The following is a 19,698-nucleotide window of genomic DNA, read 5'->3' on the forward strand; positions in this document are numbered from 1 at the left end:
CCGCCGTGGCCGCCGTAGCCACCGTGTAAGCCCTAGACTTCCTGGCCGGCGCCCAGGTCAGCGCCGGTGGTTGGGTCAATAGAGGTGTCCGAAGCAGTGCGCGACGCCATCGCCTGCAACACCGCAACGACTTCCTTCGGCACCTTTACGGTCGCAGTACCGTCACCGCCGTCGACGGCCGGTTGCGGATCGGCGACAAACTCCCATTCGGGTCCTTCATTCCAGGGACCGCGCGGTGCGCCGTCCGCTTCCGACATCTTGTAGTAGACGCTGCTGAATTCCGGGACGCCCGGCAGTTTCCCCTGCGGAAAGTTGGGCTGGATGGAATGCAGTGCCTTCTCGAACGACTTTTGGTGGGCGATCTCACGCGTCATCAGAAAGCCGAGTGCCTCCTTGATGCCCGGATCGTCGGTGACGTTCATCAACCGCTCGTAGATGATCTTGGCGCGCGCTTCGGCCGCAATGTTCGAGCGCAGATCGGCGGTCGGCTCGCCGATGGTATCGATGTAGGCCGCGCTCCACGGCACCCCGGCGGAGTTAGTCAATGCAGGGCCGCCGCCGTACAGCAGGGCGGTCGTATGGGAATCGTTACCGCCGCCGGTAAGCGAGCGGTAAAGCTCCGCTTCCGATTCAGCAGCCTCGGCGAGCTCGCCCTTGCCACCCTTGTTCAGCATCGCGACGATCGAACCGATGATCTCCAGATGACTGAGTTCTTCCGTGGCGATATCGAACAGCAGGTCCTTGCGGCCCGGGTCGTCCTCTCCGACGGCTTGGGTAAAGTAGCGGCAGGCGGCGGCGAGCTCACCTTGCGGGCCACCGAACTGTTCGAGCAGCAGATTGGCGAGGCCAGGATTGGGCGTGGCGACACGGACCGTGTATTGCAGGCGCTTGTTGTGAACAAACATGATTTTCTCGAGGTGAGCAGTCTTGGCCGGCAAACGACCGGCGCCGGGCAGCCAGACGGCCGAAGGGCCGCATGGCACCCGTTGGCACGGGCGCCCGGATCTCAGAGCAACCGCTCTGGCGTGGATACGACGACAAGTCGCACGAGGTGAATAAAGGAGACCTACCGATTCAGCATGAAGTATTCCCGGAGCGTTTCGAGGCGCACGCAAAATGCATTGTGTGAACGTTGCTCGGCAGCGCTGGTTCTATTCGCCTTGTACCCGCGCAAGACTCAGACCCGCTTCACAAACTCAGGAAAGCCACTCGCATGCGAACCGCGCACAAAACGCGGCGGCCATGCACAACGTCGCGAGCCAGCACAGCCCGCGCAGCGTCCAGTGCGCGCTGAGATCGCCGACGGCAGAGCGTTTCGTACTCAGCAGGACGAGTAAAACCATGACCGGTGTGGCCGTCGACCCATTCAACACCGCCGCCCAATAGAGCACGCGAATAGGCTCGAAGCGCATCAGGGACAGCGCCACGCCGATCGCGATGCCCAGCGCCATGATTGTCATCAGCGCCAGCGCGATGACCCGATTGCGCTCCTCACCGCGCCCTCGCTCGAGTGCGCTCGCCGTAGCATGAGCGGCCGAACCCGCGAGCGGCGGCAATGCGAGCAGCGCCGTGCCAATGAAAGCAAGCCCGAGCACGGGACCGGCAAAAGCATGCGCCAGCGGTTCGATGATGCGGGCGGTGCCGTCTGCATCGTGAAGGCCGAACTGCATCGAATGAAGCGTCGCCGCGGCGGCGCAGATGATGAAAATCCCCACCGAATTCGATAATGCGGTCCTGATCAGCGTATCTTTGCGCACCCGGGTCAGATGACGCTCGAGCGAGTCGCCATGGCCGCCGTCGTACTGGCCGCCGTCCTCTCGCATTTCCTCAACCTGTTGCTCGGCCTGCGAATACAGCAGATACGGACTGATTGTCGTGCCAAGCACCGCGAGCAGCATCGTGAAGTAGTCCACGGTCCAGGTGATGTGAGGCACAAACGCCTGAAAAGCGACTGCACGCCACGGCAGATCCAGCACAACGGTGACGCCGACATAGGCGAACAGGGTTGCCGTGAGCCATTTCAGCACCTGGGCATAACGTGCGTACGGCACGAACCACTGAAGCGCCATCGACACGATTCCGAAGAAGGCGGTAAACACCGTCACCGATCCATGCCAGAGAAATTGCGCGGCAACGCCCATCGCGACAACGTCGGCCGCAACGTTGAAGGTATTGGCAACCACGAATCGAGCTACCGCCAGATAGAATAGCCACGGCGAATAGTGCTCGCGCATGTTCGCCGTGAGCCCCTTGCCGGTCGACGCCGCGATTCGCGCCGCCACGAGCTGAAAGGCCACCATCGACGGATACGACAGGATGCACGCCCACAGCATCTCGTAACCGAACTGCGCGCCGGCCAGCGAATAGGTGACGATACCGCTGGGATCGTTGTCACTAGCCGCGGAGATGAGTCCGGGTCCCGGATCGGCCGCCCAGGAGTGAGCGGGGGTCTCGTCTCGATCCCTGGTCCTCTGAACGCTTGCGTGCCGGTATGCATGACTCATCATCGCAGGGGAAGCAAGGCGCGTTCCGCAGGTGCGACTCGCAGGCAGTGCCCCTAGGCGGCCCGCGTGATGCGGCCGGGAACAGGCCATGCTTGATGTCATGGCGGGTAGTGGCCATATCCGTTGCCCATTGTCTTCATCACGGCCGACTAGCCATCAACCCACCGGAGCTTAGCCATGCAAACAGATCCCACCATTGATCCCGTTGCCGATCCCGCTAATCAACCGTTGGATGAACCGGAAGATCAGCCACGCCCGCTACCAGGCACGCTGCCGCGAACCGATCCGCTTGCTCCAGGTGCTTCTCCGGAAGATGAGGATGAGCTTGGCACGGATGAGTCCCTACGGCCGGACTAACGCCCAGGTCCCAGGAAGGGGCGCGATAGCCAGACCCTCGACACACGCGCGAGGGTAGCGCCGCTCACAGTGACCCAGACCATGTCATGCACGCCCTTTCCCCGACGGCCAGAAATAGGCCTTGATCAACTGGATCATGCGCTCGTAGTCGCACGGTTTGACAAAGTAGGCATCGAATCCGCATTGCTTTGCGCGCTGCCACTCAGCTTGCGCGGAAAAGCCCGTGTGCGCGATTAGCAGCATCTCCTCCGCCTCACTCCTCAGCGCACTTGCCGCATCCCAACCGCTTCCTAAGGGCATGGACAGGTCCAGTATGGCCACCCCGGGCCGGGCGACGCCTGCGAGACGCAGCACCTCGGATCCGCTGAATGCAGTCAGTACATCGAAACCAGCGAGACGCAGGACGTGCGCGGCAGACTGGCATGCAAGCTGGTCGTCGTCTGCGATCAGCAGCAGACGGTTTTCCAGTGATGCGGCGCGCGGCAGGCGCCATACAGTCGCCTTGGGGGCCGGTGAGAATGGGTCCACTTTCGCTCCGTTGCGTACGCTAGGGAGCCGCTCTAGCGCTTTCATGCATCCTCCTCGTGGAAAGGGCGCGCGCGGCCCATATCGGCAGCACGTGCTGATTTCCAGCATCGGATATTCCCGCTCGAGTGCTTACGACCAGGTACGACTCTTGCGTCTCACAACATTGGCCCACTGGTTCATGTCTCTCGCGAGGAGATTGCCTTTGCTGTTAGTTCGGCGGTCTAAATACCCGTGAGTCAGCGCCGGGAAAAGTCTGGAGGTTTCGTGGACGAAAGAATAAGGAGCCTGGTGGCGCAGATCGGCGCGCTGGAAGACGAACTCGAGGCAGCCCTAAGTGAAAGGGAAATGCCACTCTTCTATCAGCTCAATGGCAAACGGATTGAATTTGACGACGCAGTGCGCGCAGCGCACCGCTCGTCACGCAGAGGACTCTTGAGTTGGTTCTTCAAGAGCAGCCCACCGACCATCCTCGTCGCGCCATTCATCTACGGCTTGATCGTGTCACTGCTTTTTTTCGACTGTGGCCTCTTCGTTTATCAAGCGATTTGCTTTCCGGTATACGGGATTGAAAAGGTCAAACGCTCCGATTACATGGCGATGGATCGTTGGCATCTGCAGTACCTGAACTTCATCGAGAAGTTCAATTGCGCTTATTGCGCCTACGCGAACGGCCTGATCGCCTACGGCGCCGAAATCGCCGCCCGGACCGAGCAGTACTGGTGCCCCATCAAGCATGCTCGCAAGCTGATGGGTACGCATGCAAGGTACGAGCAATTCATCCAGTACGGCGACGCCGAGGACTATCCACAGCGGCTTGCGGAATTCCGCGAGGCGCTTCTGGCCGAGGCGAACAGACACGCTGCTTCGGATAGGTTCCCGTCCTGATTCACCGTCTCTGCGCGGTTGCAAGCTCGTCGAAAAGTTCGTCTCCCTTACGCGTACCTTTTGCAAAGCGGGAAACCCGTAGGCCTCTGGTTCTGCGGTGTTGCCGAAACGGGCAGGTTTTAAGCCTTCAATTCAAGCCAGAAACCAGGTGGCACGTCGCATGCTCGACTCCACGGCAATTCACGCAACCTGATGGCATCGCAACACTGAGGCGGGAAGGCAGCATGGACACAGAGAGCACACCGAACGCCCAGCCTGAACAAACCGGCGGATGCGCCTGCGGCGCCTTGCGCTTCCGCGTGGCCGGAAAGCCACGGCGGGTTTCGATGTGCCATTGCATGCCGTGTCGCCGTGTGCATGGGAGCGCGTTCGGCGCTTACGCCATGTTCGCGCGTGAGGCAGTTCAGTTTACCGGCCCTACGCAGGCGTGGCAGAGTTCTCGTAACGCGCAAAGGCATTTCTGCCCCACGTGTGGTTCGGTCGCTTTTATGGAGTATGCAAGCAGCGACGAGTTGGACATACCCCTTGGTGCGTTCGATCATGTCGGAATTTACGAGCCGACTGATGAACTGTGGTGTTGCCACAAGGAGCCATGGTTGCCGAAGGGCGTCCGCACCGAATACGTGGAAGACCGCACCAGGTAGTGGTGGCGGCGATTCCAGGCGCAGACGTGACCCGGCGGCCACGCCGACGGTCGCATCGTTGTTTTCGCAGGGGAGTTCATGATGGACGACCAGTATGATCTTCAGCGCTTTGTCGACGCCCAAAATCCGCTGTACGCCGAGGTTTGCGCCGAACTCGCCAATGGACGCAAGCGTAGCCATTGGATGTGGTTCGTATTTCCGCAAATCCGCGGCCTTGGAAACAGCGCGATGGCGCAACGTTTTGCCATTTCGTCGTTGGCGGAAGCGCAAGCCTACATACGTCATGCGGTACTCGGCGAACGCCTGCGCGAAACGACGCGGCTGGTCAATCGCGTGGAGGGGCGCTCGATCGAGGACATTTTTGGTTATCCCGACTATCTGAAGTTCCGGTCCTCAATGAGTCTGTTCGCGCGCGCCACCGACGACCACCAGGTTTTCGACGACGCGTTGCATAAGTATTTCCATGGCGAGGCCGATCCCGACACGCTGCGCCTGCTTTAGCAGGAATCGCGTGGCGGTCTGACATGAAGAGGCGAAAAAAATGCGCAACGCTAACGCTCAGAATATCTCGCGCAGGCCGCCCCTGACGTCAGTAGCGCGAAACGCTATCAGCAAATTCGCAACTGACCGCTGCTCGATGATGGCGGCGAGCATCGGATTCTATTCGGCCTTTTCGCTCGCACCGACGCTTCTTATTGTGCTCGCCGTTGCCGGCTGGTTCTTCGGGGAAGATGCCGCAAAGGGGCAACTCTTCGACCATGTCAAAGGCATTCTCGGCAACGACGCCGCTGGCGCCATGCAGGCAATCGTGGAGCATGCTCATCGGGCAAATGGGAGCGGCATCGCCGCTGTGACGTCGATCGTGTTGCTGGCAGTCGGGGCGTCGGCGACTTTCTCGTCACTCAATACGGCACTGGACGTTGTGTTCGACGCTGAGTCTTCCAAAGGATTCGCCGGGCTTGCGCTTCTGCTGCGCGCCCGGCTGATATCGTTTGGATTGGTGATGGGCCTTGGCTTTCTGCTGGTCGTTTCGCTGGTGCTTGATACTGCGATTCAGTTTGCTGGCCATGCGCTGTTTGGTGATTCGACACTGGTGATCCTCGCGGCAGTAGCCCAGTCGGTCTTCGCGCTGGTCATTCTCACGATTGGCCTGTCTGCGCTCATCAAATGGCTGCCCGACGTGAACGTTCGATTCCGTCACGCGCTTTGGGGTGGTTTGACCGCAGCGATACTCTTCACGGTGGGCCGACATCTGTTTAGTTTTTATCTCGTGCATGCGGGCACAGCGAACTCGTTCGGCGCCGCAGGTTCTCTAGCTGTCCTGATGATGTGGTTGTACTTTTCGGCGATCGTCTTTCTGTTTGGTTCGGAAATTGCCGCGAGTCTAAGCGGGCGCGCGACGTCTGGCGATAGTGCGCATGGGGCGGCAAATCCACGCCGCGCGCCGAGTTAGGAACAGGGGAATACATCACTCCGCGGATGAGCAGACAAGGTGAAATGAAAGATCGCACCCCGAGGCAAGCCTGAGCTCACCCACAGTTTCCCCCCATGCGCTTCAATGATTGAACGGCAAATGGACAACCCCATCCCCAGCCCACTGGATTTGGTCGTGTAGAAGGCGTCGAAGACGTGCTCAAAGCTCGCTGGCGCGAGGCCGGGACCCGAATCCTGTACTTCGACCAACACGCCCCCCGCCGTGATAGCGGTGCGGATAAGTAGCGTCCGGCGTCGTTTATCGACGTCGCTCATTGCTTCGACGGCGTTGACAATCAGGTTCAGGATCACCTGCTGCAATTGAACGCGATCGCCTTCAACGAGCGGCAAAGCTTCGCTGAGTTGCGTCTGCACTGAGACGTTGTTCTTGACCGCTTCGCCATGGGTCAGGGCAATGACCTCAAGTATCGAATCGTTGATCTCCACGGAATCCTTCCTCAGAGGCGTCTTCGTGACGAGCGCGCGAACCCGGGTAATGACGTCGCCCGCGCGCTTACCGTTCGCGACGATGCGAGCGAGTGCCTGACGGACCTCGCCCATATCCGGCGGCAGCGTATCCAGCCAGCGCACGGCGGCATCGGCGTTGGTGACGACGGCTGTGATCGGTTGGTTGACCTCGTGGGCAATCGAGGCCGACAGTTGCCCCATCGTCGCGACGCGGTTGGCGTGTGCCAATTCAGTCTCTACCTCGCGGTACCGCCGTTCGCCCTCTCTCGCTGCTCTGTCGGCCCGCTTGCGATCGGTCAGGTCGACCACAAAGGCAACGCCTGCGTCCCGGCCTTCCTCGAAGTTCGCAGCCCCCACCAGGACTGGAACCCGATTGCCGTCTTTTTGAAAGTACTCCTTTTCATAGGGACTAGCGGTGCCGCTCGCTTTCAGCTCTGCCACGCTGCGGTCGTCGGCGTCGCGCCATTCGGCAGGCGTCAGTTCGCGCCAACGAGGGCGAGCCAGGATGAGATCCTTGCGGTCGTAGCCGAGAAGACGAAGGAAGGCCTCGTTGGCATCGACGATGCGCCCGTCAATATCCCAGATGTAGATGCCAATAATGTTGGCATCTACAAGGCGCCGGATTTTCGCTTCGCGTTCGAGAAGGTCATTGTAGAGCCGCGCATTCTCCAGCGAGATAGCCGCCTGTGACGCCAGCAGTTCCAGTACGGCGGTCCGCGCAGGTGTGAACACGTGCGGCGTCAGACTGTTCTCGAGATAAAGCAGCCCGACGAGCCTCGACTGCTTCATCAGGGGCAGACAAAGCACCGAGCGCGCGCGCGCCTTATGAAGGTACTGATCAGCCGAAAACGGATTCGGGGCCGAGGCATCGTCCAAAATCACGCTTTGCTGTGTTCGGATGACGGTTCGGACAATGGAGTCGGGCAGTGAGGCCGGTGTCACCGCTTCCTGCTGGAGTTCGACCTTAACCGTCCTCTGGTCGAATTGCGCCTTCGCTTCGATTCGTAGCGTTTCTCCCCGCATGAGAATAAGCAGCCCACGCTCGGCGCCCGCATGCTCGATTGCGATGCTCATGAGCGTCTTGATCAGGCTACCGTGTTCGATCTCGCCGGAGACGGCCTGCGATGCCTTGATGACAGTGGCGACGTCGAGTTGGGTGACCGCGGCGTCAAAGACTTCGGTGAACAGTGTCGGCCTCGGATCGTGGCTCAGGTTGCCGTGAAACTGTTCGATCTGACGGATCTTGCCTGCGGCCCCCCAGCGCGCAAAACAGTGGCGAGCTTCTTTAAGATGTGCGAGTCCCGCGGTCGTCGATCCGCGATCAAGATAGAAGTGTGCAGCAAGCTCGTGGGCGATGCCCTCGTTCTGAACGAAGCCGCTGGCGTTAGCCAATTGAATGGCCTGCTCGTATAGACGCATGGCTTCGACATCCTGTCCTGCGATGCGGGCGATCTCGGCCGAAACCAGTGCGTGCTTGTCGCCAAAAGTCGGTGCGTTGTTGTCGGCCCACGCATGCAGATCGCTCTGGTGCTTTGCCAACATGTCGCGCCACAGCGTCTGATTCTCAGCGGATGCCTTTTCGTATAAAGCCGCCATCGTCAGGGCGGCATAGTAACAATACTCGAGCATCTGTATCTGATTGGCACCTGCCCCGAGGAGCGACCTGGCGTTGCCGGCTGCGGCCAGTGCCTCGGCGTAGTTCCCCGACAGGAAGCGCGCCTTCAGTTTGATAATCCAGTACCAGCCGATCAGCAGAGGCATCCGGTCCGCGGTCAGTTGTGACTCGAAGGCTGCTTCGTCGAACCCGCCGCCGCTAAAGGTGGAGAACGCCGCTGTCCGGCCTTGCATGGTGGCGATAAAGCGTTGCTGAACCACGATAATGTCCGCGATGTCGCGAAACCCCGATTTCGTCACGAAAGCCAAACCCCGCTCCGACTCGCGCCATACGGCGTCTAGCGGATCGTTGCGCAAGAGAAGGTCCATGAACGACAAATACAGGCTGTAACAGGCGTAAGCAGGGTCGCCCGTTTCGTTTGCAACGCGAAATGCCTCTTGGTGAAATTCCAGTACCACTGAGATGGGCCGCGTCCAGAAAACGCAGGCTGCCATCATGTAGTAGGTCTTGGCTTTATAGGCGATATACCCGTGCTTTTCGATCAGATCGCACGCGAGCTTGACGAACCGATAGCCGTCTTCGTAGCGGTGAAACACGCTTCCCAAGAGGTGCCCGAGGGCAGCATAGCCACGTGCACAGGCGCCGCTCATGCCGTATAGCATGCTGAGATTCACCAGGCGGCACTGAAGCAGGCAATACAGGTTGGAGTCGGTGAACAGGGCGGAGGTATGCAGCGCCGCGAGTATCTCGATGGCAGCTCGCAGTTCCTCGTCGACGATCACCGGCAGCTCGATAAAACTCTCAATCGGGCGCCCATCGAGATTGCGCCAGAACGTGTCGTATTCGGACTGGAGTTGCGCTGAGCTCGGGTGCGCCGGGATGTCAATGCCGAAGAGACGCGGGCAGGTGAGGGCGCTGTCGACCCCTTGTGAGTATTCCCCCTTGACGACGTGCAATTCGATCTTCAGATGATAGACAGCCGACAGGTCAATTTTCGAGTCTCCGTGTTGCAACAACTCCCCAATCAGATGCTCGGCCTTGCCGAGGTTACCGGTCAAAAACTCGCACTCGGCGCTTTCAAGCCAGAGGCTGAACATCAGCTTGTGATTGTCCTTCCAAGCGCTATCGCGCAGTAGGGTCATGCCGGCCGCAAGATAGGCGCTCGCGGAGGCATAGGCGGCCGACTCCTTGGCCTTTTGTCCAGCGCGCAGGTCTAGCGCAGCCACCCGGGATTTCTCGGCACCCTCGATCAGCGACGTGGCCCCACGATTGAGCTGATTAGCGACTTCGAATAAATGGTCGTCGAGCTCCTCCGGCGTAATGTTCGCCAGCAGCGCGCGTCCTATCCTGAGGTGGAGTTCTGGAAGGTGCTCTTCCGCGATCAGTGAATAAGCCGACTGATGAATGCGGTCGTGAAGGAATTTGTAAGCGTCGTCCTGGTAGATGATGAGGCCAGCGCGGACGGCTTCCCAAAGTTCCGAATGGATCCTTTCTTCGGGCTCCTCCTGAACCCGCAGCAAAGTGGTCACCGCTGCGAAGTTCCCGAGGCAGGCGAGCCGTATCAGCGCCTTCTGTGTCGTGGGGGATGCCCGCTTCAGCTTGCCTATCATCAGGTCTACTACGTTGTCCGTGTAGCTCTTGGCGCGGATCCTTTCCATGTCCCATTGCCACGCCTGCTGAACCGCGTCGTAGACAAGTAATCCCTCATCCGCCAACGTGATAAGAAACTGATTCACGAAGAACGGATTGCCACCGGTCTTATCCTGCACCAGTTCCGTCAATAGACGGCAGTCGCTGGGTTTACAGCGGAGTGCGTCGGCGACGAGCTGGCAGACATCGTCGAGCACGAGCGGGGCCAGCACGATGTCGTCCACTTGCAAGCCGGTCTCGCGGATCGCCTCCATCGTTCGCGCCAGCGGGTGTTGGGGAGTGACCTCGTTGTCGCGATACGCCACGACCAGCAGCAGATGCGTCGCATCAGGATGGGTGATCAGGTGCTCAAGGAGATCGAGCGACGCTGTATCCAGCCATTGCAAGTCGTCCAGAAACAGGACAAGCGGATGCTCCCGCCGCGCGAAGACGCCGACGAAATGCCGGAAAACCAGCTGGAAACGGTTTTGTGTGTCCTGCGGCGGCAGGTCCGGAACGGGCGGCTGCGGTCCAATGACGAGTTCCAGGTCATGAACGAGATTGACGATAAGTTGTCCGTTAGGACCGAGCGCCTCGCGCAACGCGTTTCGCCATGGGCCAAGTTCGCTCTCCCTCAGATTCAGGAGCGGCCGCACAAGGCTCTGAAAGGCCTGAGTCAGAATCGCATACGGGATGTCGCGCTTGTACTGTTCGAATTTGCCGGATGCGAACAGGCCACGCGAGGAGGTGAGGACCCGGTGAAGCTCGTTGACCACCGACGATTTGCCGATGCCGGAATAGCCAGACACGAGCACGAGTTCGACCGTGCCATGGGTCACGACCCGGTCGACGCAAGCGAGCAGCGTTTCGATCTCGCGCTGCCGCCCGTACAGCCGCTCGGGAATCATCAGGCGGTCCGACGCGCCCTGGGTGCCGAGAGAGAATGGCTCGATCCGGCCTGTCGATTCCCATGCTGCGAGACATTTGCGCAGGTCAGCCTCGACACCGGTGGCGCTCTGGTAACGCTCCTCGGCGGTCTTGGCGAGCAGTTTCATCACGATCGCCGAGAGTGGCGCAGGCACGTGAGCGGACATCTCACCGGGCGAAACAGGTTGCCGCGCGATGTGGCAATGCACCCACTCCATGGGATCGGCGGCCGTAAAGGGGAGCTGCCCTGTGAGCATTTCGTAAAACGTGACCCCGAGCGAATAAAGATCGCTGCGCGAATCGACCGAGCGGTTCATGCGTCCGGTCTGTTCGGGGGCCATGTAGGCCAGCGTGCCCGCTATGAACTCCGGAGGCTCAGGCACCTGGCGTTCCCGCGGCAGGTGCACCGCGATGCCAAAACCGGTTAGCCAGACCTGATCGCTCGCGGAGTTGACGAGCACATTGCCCGGCTTGATGTCCTTGTGAATGAAGCCGCGTTCGTGAAGTCGACCCAGCGCGAACGATAAACCGATCGCCCAGTGCAGAAAGGTGCGGACTTCCATCGGCCGACCGAGATAGCGGTCAAGCGGCTCGCCGCCGGGGTCCTCGAGCACGAGCATCATGCGGCCGCCTTCACGGACAAGCTCAAGTGGCCGCACTGCCCAGGCTCGATCCAGCTCGTTCCTCAAGCCGTATTCGCGCACGAGGCGAGTCAGGCTGCCGGACGGGGTTTCAGACGGGGGCACCGTGGCGAAAAGCGCGTCCCGCACCGCCTTGCGGTCGGCGTCGGTGGCCTCGCGCCAACCTCGGCAAAAGACACGATGACCCTCCACCCACATCACCTTAAAGCCAGCATCCGCGCTGGCGCCGATTTTCAAGGATGAGGGCATCTGCAGGACTCCGTGGCATGCTCGGCAAGCCTACCACCGGCGAGGTTCCTGCGCTACATCACTGCCGCCGTTATCGCAAGAGCGCTTTTGTCGACGCGTGGATGCGCCCGGCATTCAGCATCGCATTGAATAATCCCAGCATGGCGCGTGCTTCAACCACATCGTCGTACTCTTCGGTGACACGTGTCAGCTCCTCGAGCCAGAGGCGGCATGCATCGGTCACCGGACCGCGCGTGAATAGCAGCGTCATGGCGAACGCGGTGTGAAGCCGCAACTCGCAGACGATTTCGACGCTGCCCTTGGGCAGCCTCTCCAGCGCCTCGAGGGCAACCCCGACCCGCGTGCAACATTCCTGCGTCAACGACTGTGCCAGCAGTGGCTCGGCGAGCGCGCCCGTAAGTTCGACGCCCAGTCGTTCATCGCCATTGGGTGAGAACGCCCAGTCTAGCGCACTGCGCGCATCGTCAAGGTCGTTGCGCATGGCGTCACGCGCATCACGGGACACGAGATTGCCGGCGCACTGCCATTGCGTCGCGAACCGTTGTTGCAGCCACCGGGCGTGAGCTGCGGAGATCCTTTGTTCCTCTCCCTCGTCGTGCAGCTTCTCTCTCGCATAGGCACGCGTGGACTCAGCCAGCCGGTAGCGGGTCAACGTGCCCTCGAATTCCACCATCAGTAAGGACTTCTCAGTCAACTCACTGATGCTCATCACAACCAGCATCGGATCGATCCAGTCGTCTCCTGCGACAGAACAGGCATCTTCGAGCGAGAACCTGTCTGCGAACCGGCTCAGCCGGCGGAACACAGTGCGGGTGGCCTGGTCCAGCAACGCGTAGCTCCAGTCGAAGGTCGCTCGCAGTGTCTGATGACGGGGCAGAGCATTTCTGCAGCCTCCGGTCAATACTTTCAGCCGGTCGTCCAGCCTGCGGCGCAGGCCGTCTATCCCGAACGTCGTGGCGCGCGCGGCCGCCAGCTCAATGGCGAGCGGCATGCCGTCGAGCCGGCGGCATACTTCCCCGACGAGCGATACGCTCGTGGTGTCTTTGGCAAAGTCTGGCTGGAGCGCTCGGGCGCGGTGTAGAAATAGCCGTACAGCAGAATGCGCCAGCACGTCCTCGCATTGCGCGTCGATTGAAGGAACGTCCAGCGGCGACACCCGGAAAACCGTTTCCACAGCGATGCGAAGCGGCTCGCGGCTGGTTGTCATTACCTGCAGGTTGGGGCAGTGACAGGTTAGCGTCTCCGCCAATTCGGCCACTATCTCGATCACGTGTTCTGCATTGTCAAGTACGACGAGGCAGCGTTTTCCGCCCAGCGCGCGGGCGATCCGTGCGGAAGTCAAGCTGCCGTCCGGGAGTGCGAGACCGCAAGCATTGGCGACTGCGTTCAGGACTGCGGATGTACTGGAGTGGGCGCCCAGTGCCGCGAAGTGGACCCCATCCGGAAAGTGATTCGCGACATGACGTGCAACGGCTACGGCGAGACACGTCTTGCCGATTCCACCGGCGCCGACGAGCGTGACGGCATAGGCTTGCTCCAGCATGCCCGCAATATCGTGAATCACAGCTTCCCGCCCGAACAGTTCGCCAGTCTGCAATGGCAGATTGCCGGCGAGTGGCTGGAGAGTCCCCTGCGTACCCCCACTATTTGCCGCCTTGGATTGCGCCATATCCGGTGGGTTCTGAGCCAGCTGATAGCCGCGTCCGGGGAGCGTCATGATCAGGTTGCGGTCGGTGCCAAGCGCCTTGCGCAGTGTCGACAGATGCACCTGGAGGTTGTTTTCCTCGACGATGGTGTGCGGCCAGACATAACGGATGAGCTCGTCTTTGGTCACCAGACGGCCACGCATGGAGGCAAGTAGCGCGAGAATGTCGAATGCGCGCGCGCCGATATGTATTTGCTCGCCGCTGCAGCTCAGCGTGCGCATCTCAAGATCAAGCTCAAAACGACCAATCTGAGTCATCGTGAATACCTGGTTACGTTCGGGATTTCCACCCCTCCGAGCTCAAATCCGTGGCAGAAGTCACCTCGCAGCCCTCGTTGGCACTTGGATATTAGGCGCGCCACGGCTTCCAGACTTGTATTGAACGGTAGCGCGACTTGACTTAAGCGGCGCCCCAGCGGCTTGCGTTCTCGACGCGTCTTGCGCGGCCCGATGACGCTCAACTCAAGGCCGGGTAGTCGATATAGCCCGTTGCATCACCGCCGAAGAAGCTGCTGGTGTCTGCCGGGTTCAACGGGTGTCCATCGCGCAGACGCGCCGGCAGGTCCGGGTTCGCGATGAATGGGCGTCCGAACGCGACGATGTCGGCCCGGCCGCTCGCAATCGCCTGTTCTGCCGTGTCGCGATCATAGCCGCCCGCGAGCATCAGTACGCCCGTATATGCGTCCCGAAGCAGTTTCATGATGGCGTCCCAGCGGGGATCGAAGTTTTCGTCCTTCACCACACCTACCATTGCTGGTTCAACGAGGTGCAAATACGCGAGGGCATAGTCGTTGAGCTTTCGCACGATGTACCCGAAAGTTGCCTCAGGCGCTTCGTCGCCCATGCCCATGAAGCGTCCCATCGGTGTCAGACGAACGGCGACATTCTGCGAGCCGACTTCTTCGCTGACGGCGGCGACGACTTCAAGCAGGAGCCGTGCGCGATTTTCGATGCTGCCGCCGTAACTGTCCCGGCGGTGGTTGCTGCTGCTGTTGATGAACTGGTCCAGCAGATAGCCGTTCCCCGCGTGAATCTCAATCCCGTCCATCCCGGCCGCCATGGCGTTGCGCGCCGCACGCCGGTAATCGGCGACGATTTCACGAATGCCTTCAACGGTCAGTTCCTGGGGCACCGGCACGTCGCCCCATGCGCCGTTGCCGTTTTCGTCGAGAATGAAGGTCTTGCCGGGTACGGGCATCGCCGTGGGTGCAACCGGCAGGCCGCCACCGGGCTGAAACACGGGATGCGATACGCGGCCGACGTGCCACAGTTGCAAAAAGATGCGGCCGCCTTCTTCATGAACTGCGTTGCTGACCGCACGCCAGCCTTCAATCTGCTCTTCCGTGTGAATGCCCGGCGTCCACGCGTAGCCTTGGCCCTGCTGCGAGATCTGCGTTGCCTCACTGACGATCAGCGCCGCGCTAGCGCGCTGCCGATAATATTCGACGTTCATGTCAGTCGGCACATTACCCGGTTGGCCAGCACGCGAGCGTGTGAGCGGCGCCATCGCAACGCGATGGTCGAGGGACAATCGGCCCAGTTTGATCGGGGTAAACAGATGTTTGGTCATGGTAGATCTCCGTCAATGATGTGAAGCGCCTTACAAGCCCGCAGCCTGCAGTGCGTTTGAGGGTGTATGTAAAGTAAGGGCGAAGTGGGGCTGAGAGAATCCCAACAGCACGCGACACACCATTGCGCAGCGCGCAATGCTCAGTGTCGAGATAGACGGCGCTCTATGGCCTTGAATTCGTGGTCGGGCCGTATAAACGCACTGACCCACGCTTTAGAAAAATTAAGCGACAAATAAGAATCTTTATTCCGATCGCATCTTACTCTTCAGTTTATCGGGCGATTCATTCGAAATGATGCGTTCGAGCCGATCGGTGATTCGGTGGAGCGACCGCCACACCATCGGCCCATTCCTCGGGAGCGGCATGTGGGGCAGAACGACTCGTCGCCAGGAGGGGTTCTGAATCCGGTTGGCGGCGTAAACATACCGAAAGGACGGCTCGCCCGCGATGCCCGTAAGACCGCGGAGAGTTTGCTGCCAGGTGTTTTATACCGCCACGCGCAACGGGTATTCATTTTTGCTGTGCTGGCGGCGCGGCACCATGCACTCCTGTGTAATGCCGATTTGCTATACGTTGCCGCGATGTTCATGAACGTCGGCCTTACCTGCGCCTACGCCGGCTCCCAGCGGCGCTACGAGATCGACAGTGCGAGCGCCGTTCGGCATTTTCTCGTGACTCACCGCGTTCCGAAGCGGGCGGTGTTGGAGGCGTGGTATGCAGTAGCACTGCATACCACGAGCGAGATTCCAGATCATGCGTCGCCCATCGCGGCATCGCTCGCTGCAGGTGTGCGCACAGATCTGTTCGGCGATAAAGCAGACATCGTCTCACGCGAGGCCAAGGCGGAGATTCTGAATACGTTCCCGCGCGGTGACCGTTTTAAGGAGCGCTTCATCGAGGCGGTCGGCAACGGCGTGGCGCATCGGCCCGCGTCAACGTTCGGGGCAGCCAGTGCCGACGTCCTTGAGAGAGTGAACCCAGACTACTGGCGCCTCAACTACTGCGGCTTGATCCTTGGTGCACCGTGGCAAGACTGACAGGTCGTGCCGGTTCGAGTGACGCCACATCCACTATGGCGTACGAAACCGGTCACAAGTCGCTTTAGCAGCAGTATCGTAAGACTGCGCACGGGCGCAGATCGTTATGCAGACCTTAGCCTTTCCAGGTTTCCAGGAAGTCGAGTAACAGGGCATTGACCCGTTCCGGCTGTTCTTCCTGCGGTAAATGTCCGCACTGCGGGATCGGCTCCGCGCGCAGCTGGCTGGCCATGCCTTCCCAAACCGCTTTCATATCGAACATTCCTCCTACTGCATAGAAGTCTTCCCCCCAGACAGCCATGGTCGGACAGGCGATCCTGGTGTCCGCATCGGCGAGATCCTGTTTGACGTCCTCAGCATTGGCACGGTAATCGGACATCGCGCCGCGGACGGCGCCTGGCCGCTTATAGGCTCTGACGTAGGTGTCGAAGGCCACCCCGTCGATCGCGTGCGGGTTGTAGCACCAGTCCGCGAAGAAATGATGCAGCCACTCCGCTTCCTTGCCGGCAATCAATGTTTCGGGCAAGTCCGGGACAAGGTGAAACAGGAAGAACCAGTAAGCGCGTGCCGTTTGCGCGTTCATGTTTTGGGCCACGACGCGCGTCGGCACGTTGTCCATCACCACCAGCCGGTCGAGGCGTTGCGGGTGATCTTTAGCGAACCGCGTCGCGACGCGGGCGCCTCGGTCGTGACCGACCAAGGCAATCTTTTCGATGCCGAGTTCGTCGAGCAAGGCAATCAGATCCTGCGCCATATTCCGCTTATCGTAGCCGCTGGCCGGCTTGTCGGTTTCGCCGTAGCCGCGCAGGTCCGGCGCGATGACACGAAATTTTTCCGCTAGAGCCGGAATCTGGAAACGCCACGCAAAACTGGTTTCAGGGAAGCCATGCAGCAAGACGACGACCGGGCCGTTGCCCGAATCGAGGTAATGCTGGCGAATACCATTCGCCTGGCACGTGTGATTGACAATGAGTTGGGGGGTGGAGGTCATGTTCTCTCCCGCTCGTTATTGAGCCTGATGAGCCTGATGGTTTGGGGCGGCACGGTCTTCGACTGCAGCAACCTCGATAGATCCTGCTGCTTGCGAGAACAGTCCTGGCGCCTGCCGGGGTCGCCTTCGTAATTCACCGGAATCCATTCGCACGTATTTCCATTGGCGCGCATGCGCCCAAGACCCGGAAAGGAGATATGCGCAGCGCCGACGAGGAGGTGCTTTGAAGCCGCCAGTTGCAACATCGCCCGGCGTGAACGTTGCGCAGCGTGGGCGTCGGTATCGTATTCGACCGAAACCATCGGGTTTTGCAGCTGAATCGATGCTTATTGATCAGAAACGCATTGATGGAGCCCTGAATCGGCAAAGTGAGCTCGTCGCGCGAAAGATCGTGTGCCGCAAGATCCCGGACGAAACGTCTGGCATTCATTGCTTTCCTTTCATTTTGCTGCGCCTGATAGAGCATACTCGGCTGCGTCTTTCACGGCAGACTAAATATCCTGAATCGTTCTGAATGTTTTACGCTTGCGCGCGTCGCCGCAACCGGCCGCTGCGACGAGGCGGGAGAGGTCGCGAGGCAGGTGATGTTCGAAAGCGACTAACCTTGCTTCACCATTCCAAGTTCGCAATCGACAAGCTGATTCTCGTACAGGCTGCGTTCATGAGCCGCACGTGCCGATCGATCCGTGAGGGAAAAGTAGAAAATCCCGGCGAATGCGGCGATCATCGAAAAAAGAGCTGGGTATTCGTATGGGTAGATGGCATGAGCGTGACCCAGAACCTGCACCCAAACGGTCGGACTGAGGATAGTGAGCGCTACGGCGGTAATTAGTCCAAGCGAGCCACCGACCACAGCACCACGCGTGGTCATGCCCCGCCAGTAGATGGAAAGAAGCAGCACGGGAAAATTGGAGCTGGCTGCGATCGAGAAGGTCAGGCTCACAATAAACGCGATGTTCTGCTTTTCGAAGACAATCCCGAGCAGGATAGCGAGTACACCGAGAACCAGTGTGGTCATCCTTGAAACGCGCATTTCCTCGCGGTCTGATGCCGAACCACGACGAATCACATTCGCGTACAGATCATGCGAGATTGCCGATGAACCGGCGAGTGTCAGGCCCGCGACGACGGCCAGAATAGTCGAGAACGCGACCGCGCAGATAAATCCGAGGAAGATGTTGCCGCCCACCGCGTGGGCGAGATGGATCGCAACCATGTTTGCGCCACCGATCACGGCGCCTGTTGACGTGTGGTACGCCGGGTCGGTCGCAACCAGTGCTATCGAGCCGAAACCGATAATGACGATCAGGGAGTAACCGATGCCGACGATGCCGGTCGCGTAAAGAATGCTTTTGCGAGCCGCCTTGACGTTGCCAACGGTGAAGAAGCGCATCAGGATGTGGGGCAAACCGGCCGTGCCAAAGATCAACGCCAGGCCCAGCGACACTGCTGAAACCGGATCCGAGACGAGACCACCGGGACTCATGATGGTCAGGTGTTTGGGATGCGCGAGAATCGCTTGCGAGAAGAGCGCGTTGAGGCTGAAGCCAAAGCGTCCCAGCACCATGAGCGCCATGAATGCCGCACCGGCCAGCAGAAGGACGGCTTTGATAATCTGGATCCACGTCGTAGCCAGCATGCCGCCGAAAAACACGTACACCACCATCAAAACCCCGACAATCACCACGGCGACGGTGTAGTTGAAGCCGAACAGCAACTCGACGAGCTTGCCGGCCCCCACCATCTGCGATACCAGGTAGAGCAGAACAATTACGATTGAGCTCGACGCCGCAAACGCGCGTATCGGGCGCTGTTGCAGACGGTACGACACTACGTCAGCCAGGGTATAGCGTCCGAGGTTGCGCAACGGCTCGGCGATTAAAAAGAGGATGATCGGCCAGCTGGCAAGAAAGCCGATGGAGTAAATCAAGCCGTCGTAGCCGCTGGTGAACACGAGAGCCGAGATACCGAGCAGGGACGCGGCGGACATGTAGTCGCCGGCGATGGCCCAGCCGTTCTGAAAGGCCGTAATCTTGCCGCCGGCAGCGTAGTGATCGGCCACGCTGTTATTTTTGCGGGCTGCCCAGCGGGTAATGAATAACGTGGCGGCGACGAACACAAGGAACATGCCGACCGCGATCGGATTGTGTCCATGGGCAACGCTGGATGGAGCCGCGGCCAATGCGGGAACAGCAGCGAGCAGCAGGCTCGCTAGAGCAGACAGGCGCTTCATGATTGAACTCCGTTGCGGATTTCGCTAATCGCATGGTCGAACGACGAATTGGCACGCGCGACATACACGGCGACCAGGGCGAATGTAAAGACGAACATGCCGAAGCCGACGGGGATGCCCCAGGTCGTCGGATAGCCCTGAACAATTGGTTCGTCAGAAGAAAGTGTGGGTGGACGTAGGCTCGGGGAGCTTGCCAAGTGCATGATATAGCGCAATTTCTGTCGCTCTGAAGGTGCGGAAT

16 protein-coding genes are annotated in these 19,698 nt (G+C 60.0%); 7 read left to right on the plus strand and 9 right to left on the minus strand.

The features are described 5' to 3' along the window. Positions 1–32: 32 nt before the first annotated feature. Both P3T40_RS30185 and P3T40_RS30190 read right to left on the minus strand, forming a co-directional pair. Complete coding sequence (locus P3T40_RS30185) at positions 33–905, minus strand: manganese catalase family protein (RefSeq protein WP_429271371.1); 873 nt, start codon at positions 903–905, stop codon at positions 33–35. Between the two features lie 291 nt (positions 906–1,196). Beyond that, positions 1,197–2,507, minus strand: coding sequence for an NRAMP family divalent metal transporter (locus tag P3T40_RS30190; protein ID WP_429271372.1), 1,311 nt, complete (start codon positions 2,505–2,507; stop codon positions 1,197–1,199). A gap of 174 nt (positions 2,508–2,681) precedes the next feature. Between P3T40_RS30190 and P3T40_RS30195 the strand changes: the two genes are divergently transcribed. Continuing rightward, on the plus strand, positions 2,682–2,861 hold the full coding sequence (locus P3T40_RS30195) for a hypothetical protein (protein ID WP_429271373.1): 180 nt from the start codon (positions 2,682–2,684) through the stop codon (positions 2,859–2,861). Positions 2,862–2,945: 84 nt separating this feature from the next. On the opposite strand, the gene P3T40_RS30200 is transcribed toward P3T40_RS30195, so the two are convergent. Beyond that, the gene (locus P3T40_RS30200) at positions 2,946–3,434 is read right to left on the minus strand and encodes a response regulator (protein ID WP_429271374.1); all 489 of its coding nucleotides are present in this window, start codon (positions 3,432–3,434) and stop codon (positions 2,946–2,948) included. A gap of 243 nt (positions 3,435–3,677) precedes the next feature. Between P3T40_RS30200 and P3T40_RS30205 the strand changes: the two genes are divergently transcribed. From P3T40_RS30205 to P3T40_RS30220, 4 genes are all read left to right on the plus strand, one after another. Then, positions 3,678–4,274 (plus strand): hypothetical protein, encoded by a 597-nt coding sequence (locus P3T40_RS30205; RefSeq protein ID WP_429271375.1) that lies wholly within the window; start codon positions 3,678–3,680, stop codon positions 4,272–4,274. A gap of 224 nt (positions 4,275–4,498) precedes the next feature. Further along, entirely contained in the window at positions 4,499–4,918 is a 420-nt protein-coding gene (locus P3T40_RS30210) for a GFA family protein (RefSeq protein WP_429271376.1), read from the plus strand. Between the two features lie 81 nt (positions 4,919–4,999). Next, a complete protein-coding gene (locus tag P3T40_RS30215; RefSeq protein ID WP_429271377.1) occupies positions 5,000–5,419 on the plus strand; it encodes a DUF1810 domain-containing protein in 420 nt (139 codons plus the stop codon). A 40-nt stretch (positions 5,420–5,459) separates the two neighbouring features. Beyond that, the gene (locus tag P3T40_RS30220) at positions 5,460–6,371 is read left to right on the plus strand and encodes a YihY/virulence factor BrkB family protein (protein ID WP_429271378.1); all 912 of its coding nucleotides are present in this window, start codon (positions 5,460–5,462) and stop codon (positions 6,369–6,371) included. Here the strand turns inward: P3T40_RS30220 and P3T40_RS30225 are convergent. The 3 genes from P3T40_RS30225 to P3T40_RS30235 form a co-directional block, all read right to left on the minus strand. Next, positions 6,368–11,920, minus strand: coding sequence for a trifunctional serine/threonine-protein kinase/ATP-binding protein/sensor histidine kinase (locus P3T40_RS30225; RefSeq protein WP_429271379.1), 5,553 nt, complete (start codon positions 11,918–11,920; stop codon positions 6,368–6,370). The genes P3T40_RS30220 and P3T40_RS30225 overlap by 4 nt on opposite strands. Before the next feature lie 70 nt (positions 11,921–11,990). Then, complete coding sequence (locus P3T40_RS30230) at positions 11,991–13,883, minus strand: ATP-binding protein (RefSeq protein ID WP_429271380.1); 1,893 nt, start codon at positions 13,881–13,883, stop codon at positions 11,991–11,993. Between the two features lie 199 nt (positions 13,884–14,082). Beyond that, on the minus strand, positions 14,083–15,195 hold the full coding sequence (locus P3T40_RS30235) for an alkene reductase (protein ID WP_429271381.1): 1,113 nt from the start codon (positions 15,193–15,195) through the stop codon (positions 14,083–14,085). Positions 15,196–15,561: 366 nt separating this feature from the next. Between P3T40_RS30235 and P3T40_RS30240 the strand changes: the two genes are divergently transcribed. After that, positions 15,562–16,233, plus strand: coding sequence for a phosphohydrolase (locus tag P3T40_RS30240; RefSeq protein ID WP_429271382.1), 672 nt, complete (start codon positions 15,562–15,564; stop codon positions 16,231–16,233). A gap of 115 nt (positions 16,234–16,348) precedes the next feature. On the opposite strand, the gene P3T40_RS30245 is transcribed toward P3T40_RS30240, so the two are convergent. Beyond that, positions 16,349–17,224, minus strand: coding sequence for an alpha/beta fold hydrolase (locus P3T40_RS30245; protein ID WP_429271383.1), 876 nt, complete (start codon positions 17,222–17,224; stop codon positions 16,349–16,351). A 223-nt stretch (positions 17,225–17,447) separates the two neighbouring features. Between P3T40_RS30245 and P3T40_RS30250 the strand changes: the two genes are divergently transcribed. Next, a complete protein-coding gene (locus tag P3T40_RS30250; protein WP_429271384.1) occupies positions 17,448–17,738 on the plus strand; it encodes a hypothetical protein in 291 nt (96 codons plus the stop codon). Positions 17,739–17,822: 84 nt separating this feature from the next. On the opposite strand, the gene P3T40_RS30255 is transcribed toward P3T40_RS30250, so the two are convergent. Together P3T40_RS30255 and P3T40_RS30260 are read right to left on the minus strand one after the other, a co-directional pair. After that, the gene (locus tag P3T40_RS30255) at positions 17,823–19,457 is read right to left on the minus strand and encodes a cation acetate symporter (protein ID WP_429271385.1); all 1,635 of its coding nucleotides are present in this window, start codon (positions 19,455–19,457) and stop codon (positions 17,823–17,825) included. Further along, the gene (locus P3T40_RS30260; protein WP_429271388.1) at positions 19,454–19,555 is read right to left on the minus strand and encodes a DUF485 domain-containing protein; all 102 of its coding nucleotides are present in this window, start codon (positions 19,553–19,555) and stop codon (positions 19,454–19,456) included. The genes P3T40_RS30255 and P3T40_RS30260 overlap by 4 nt, the downstream gene beginning before the upstream one ends. Between the last annotated feature and the right edge of the window lie 143 nt (positions 19,556–19,698).

Source organism: Paraburkholderia sp. EB58, assembly GCF_050436665.1.
Lineage (GTDB): Bacteria > Pseudomonadota > Gammaproteobacteria > Burkholderiales > Burkholderiaceae > Paraburkholderia.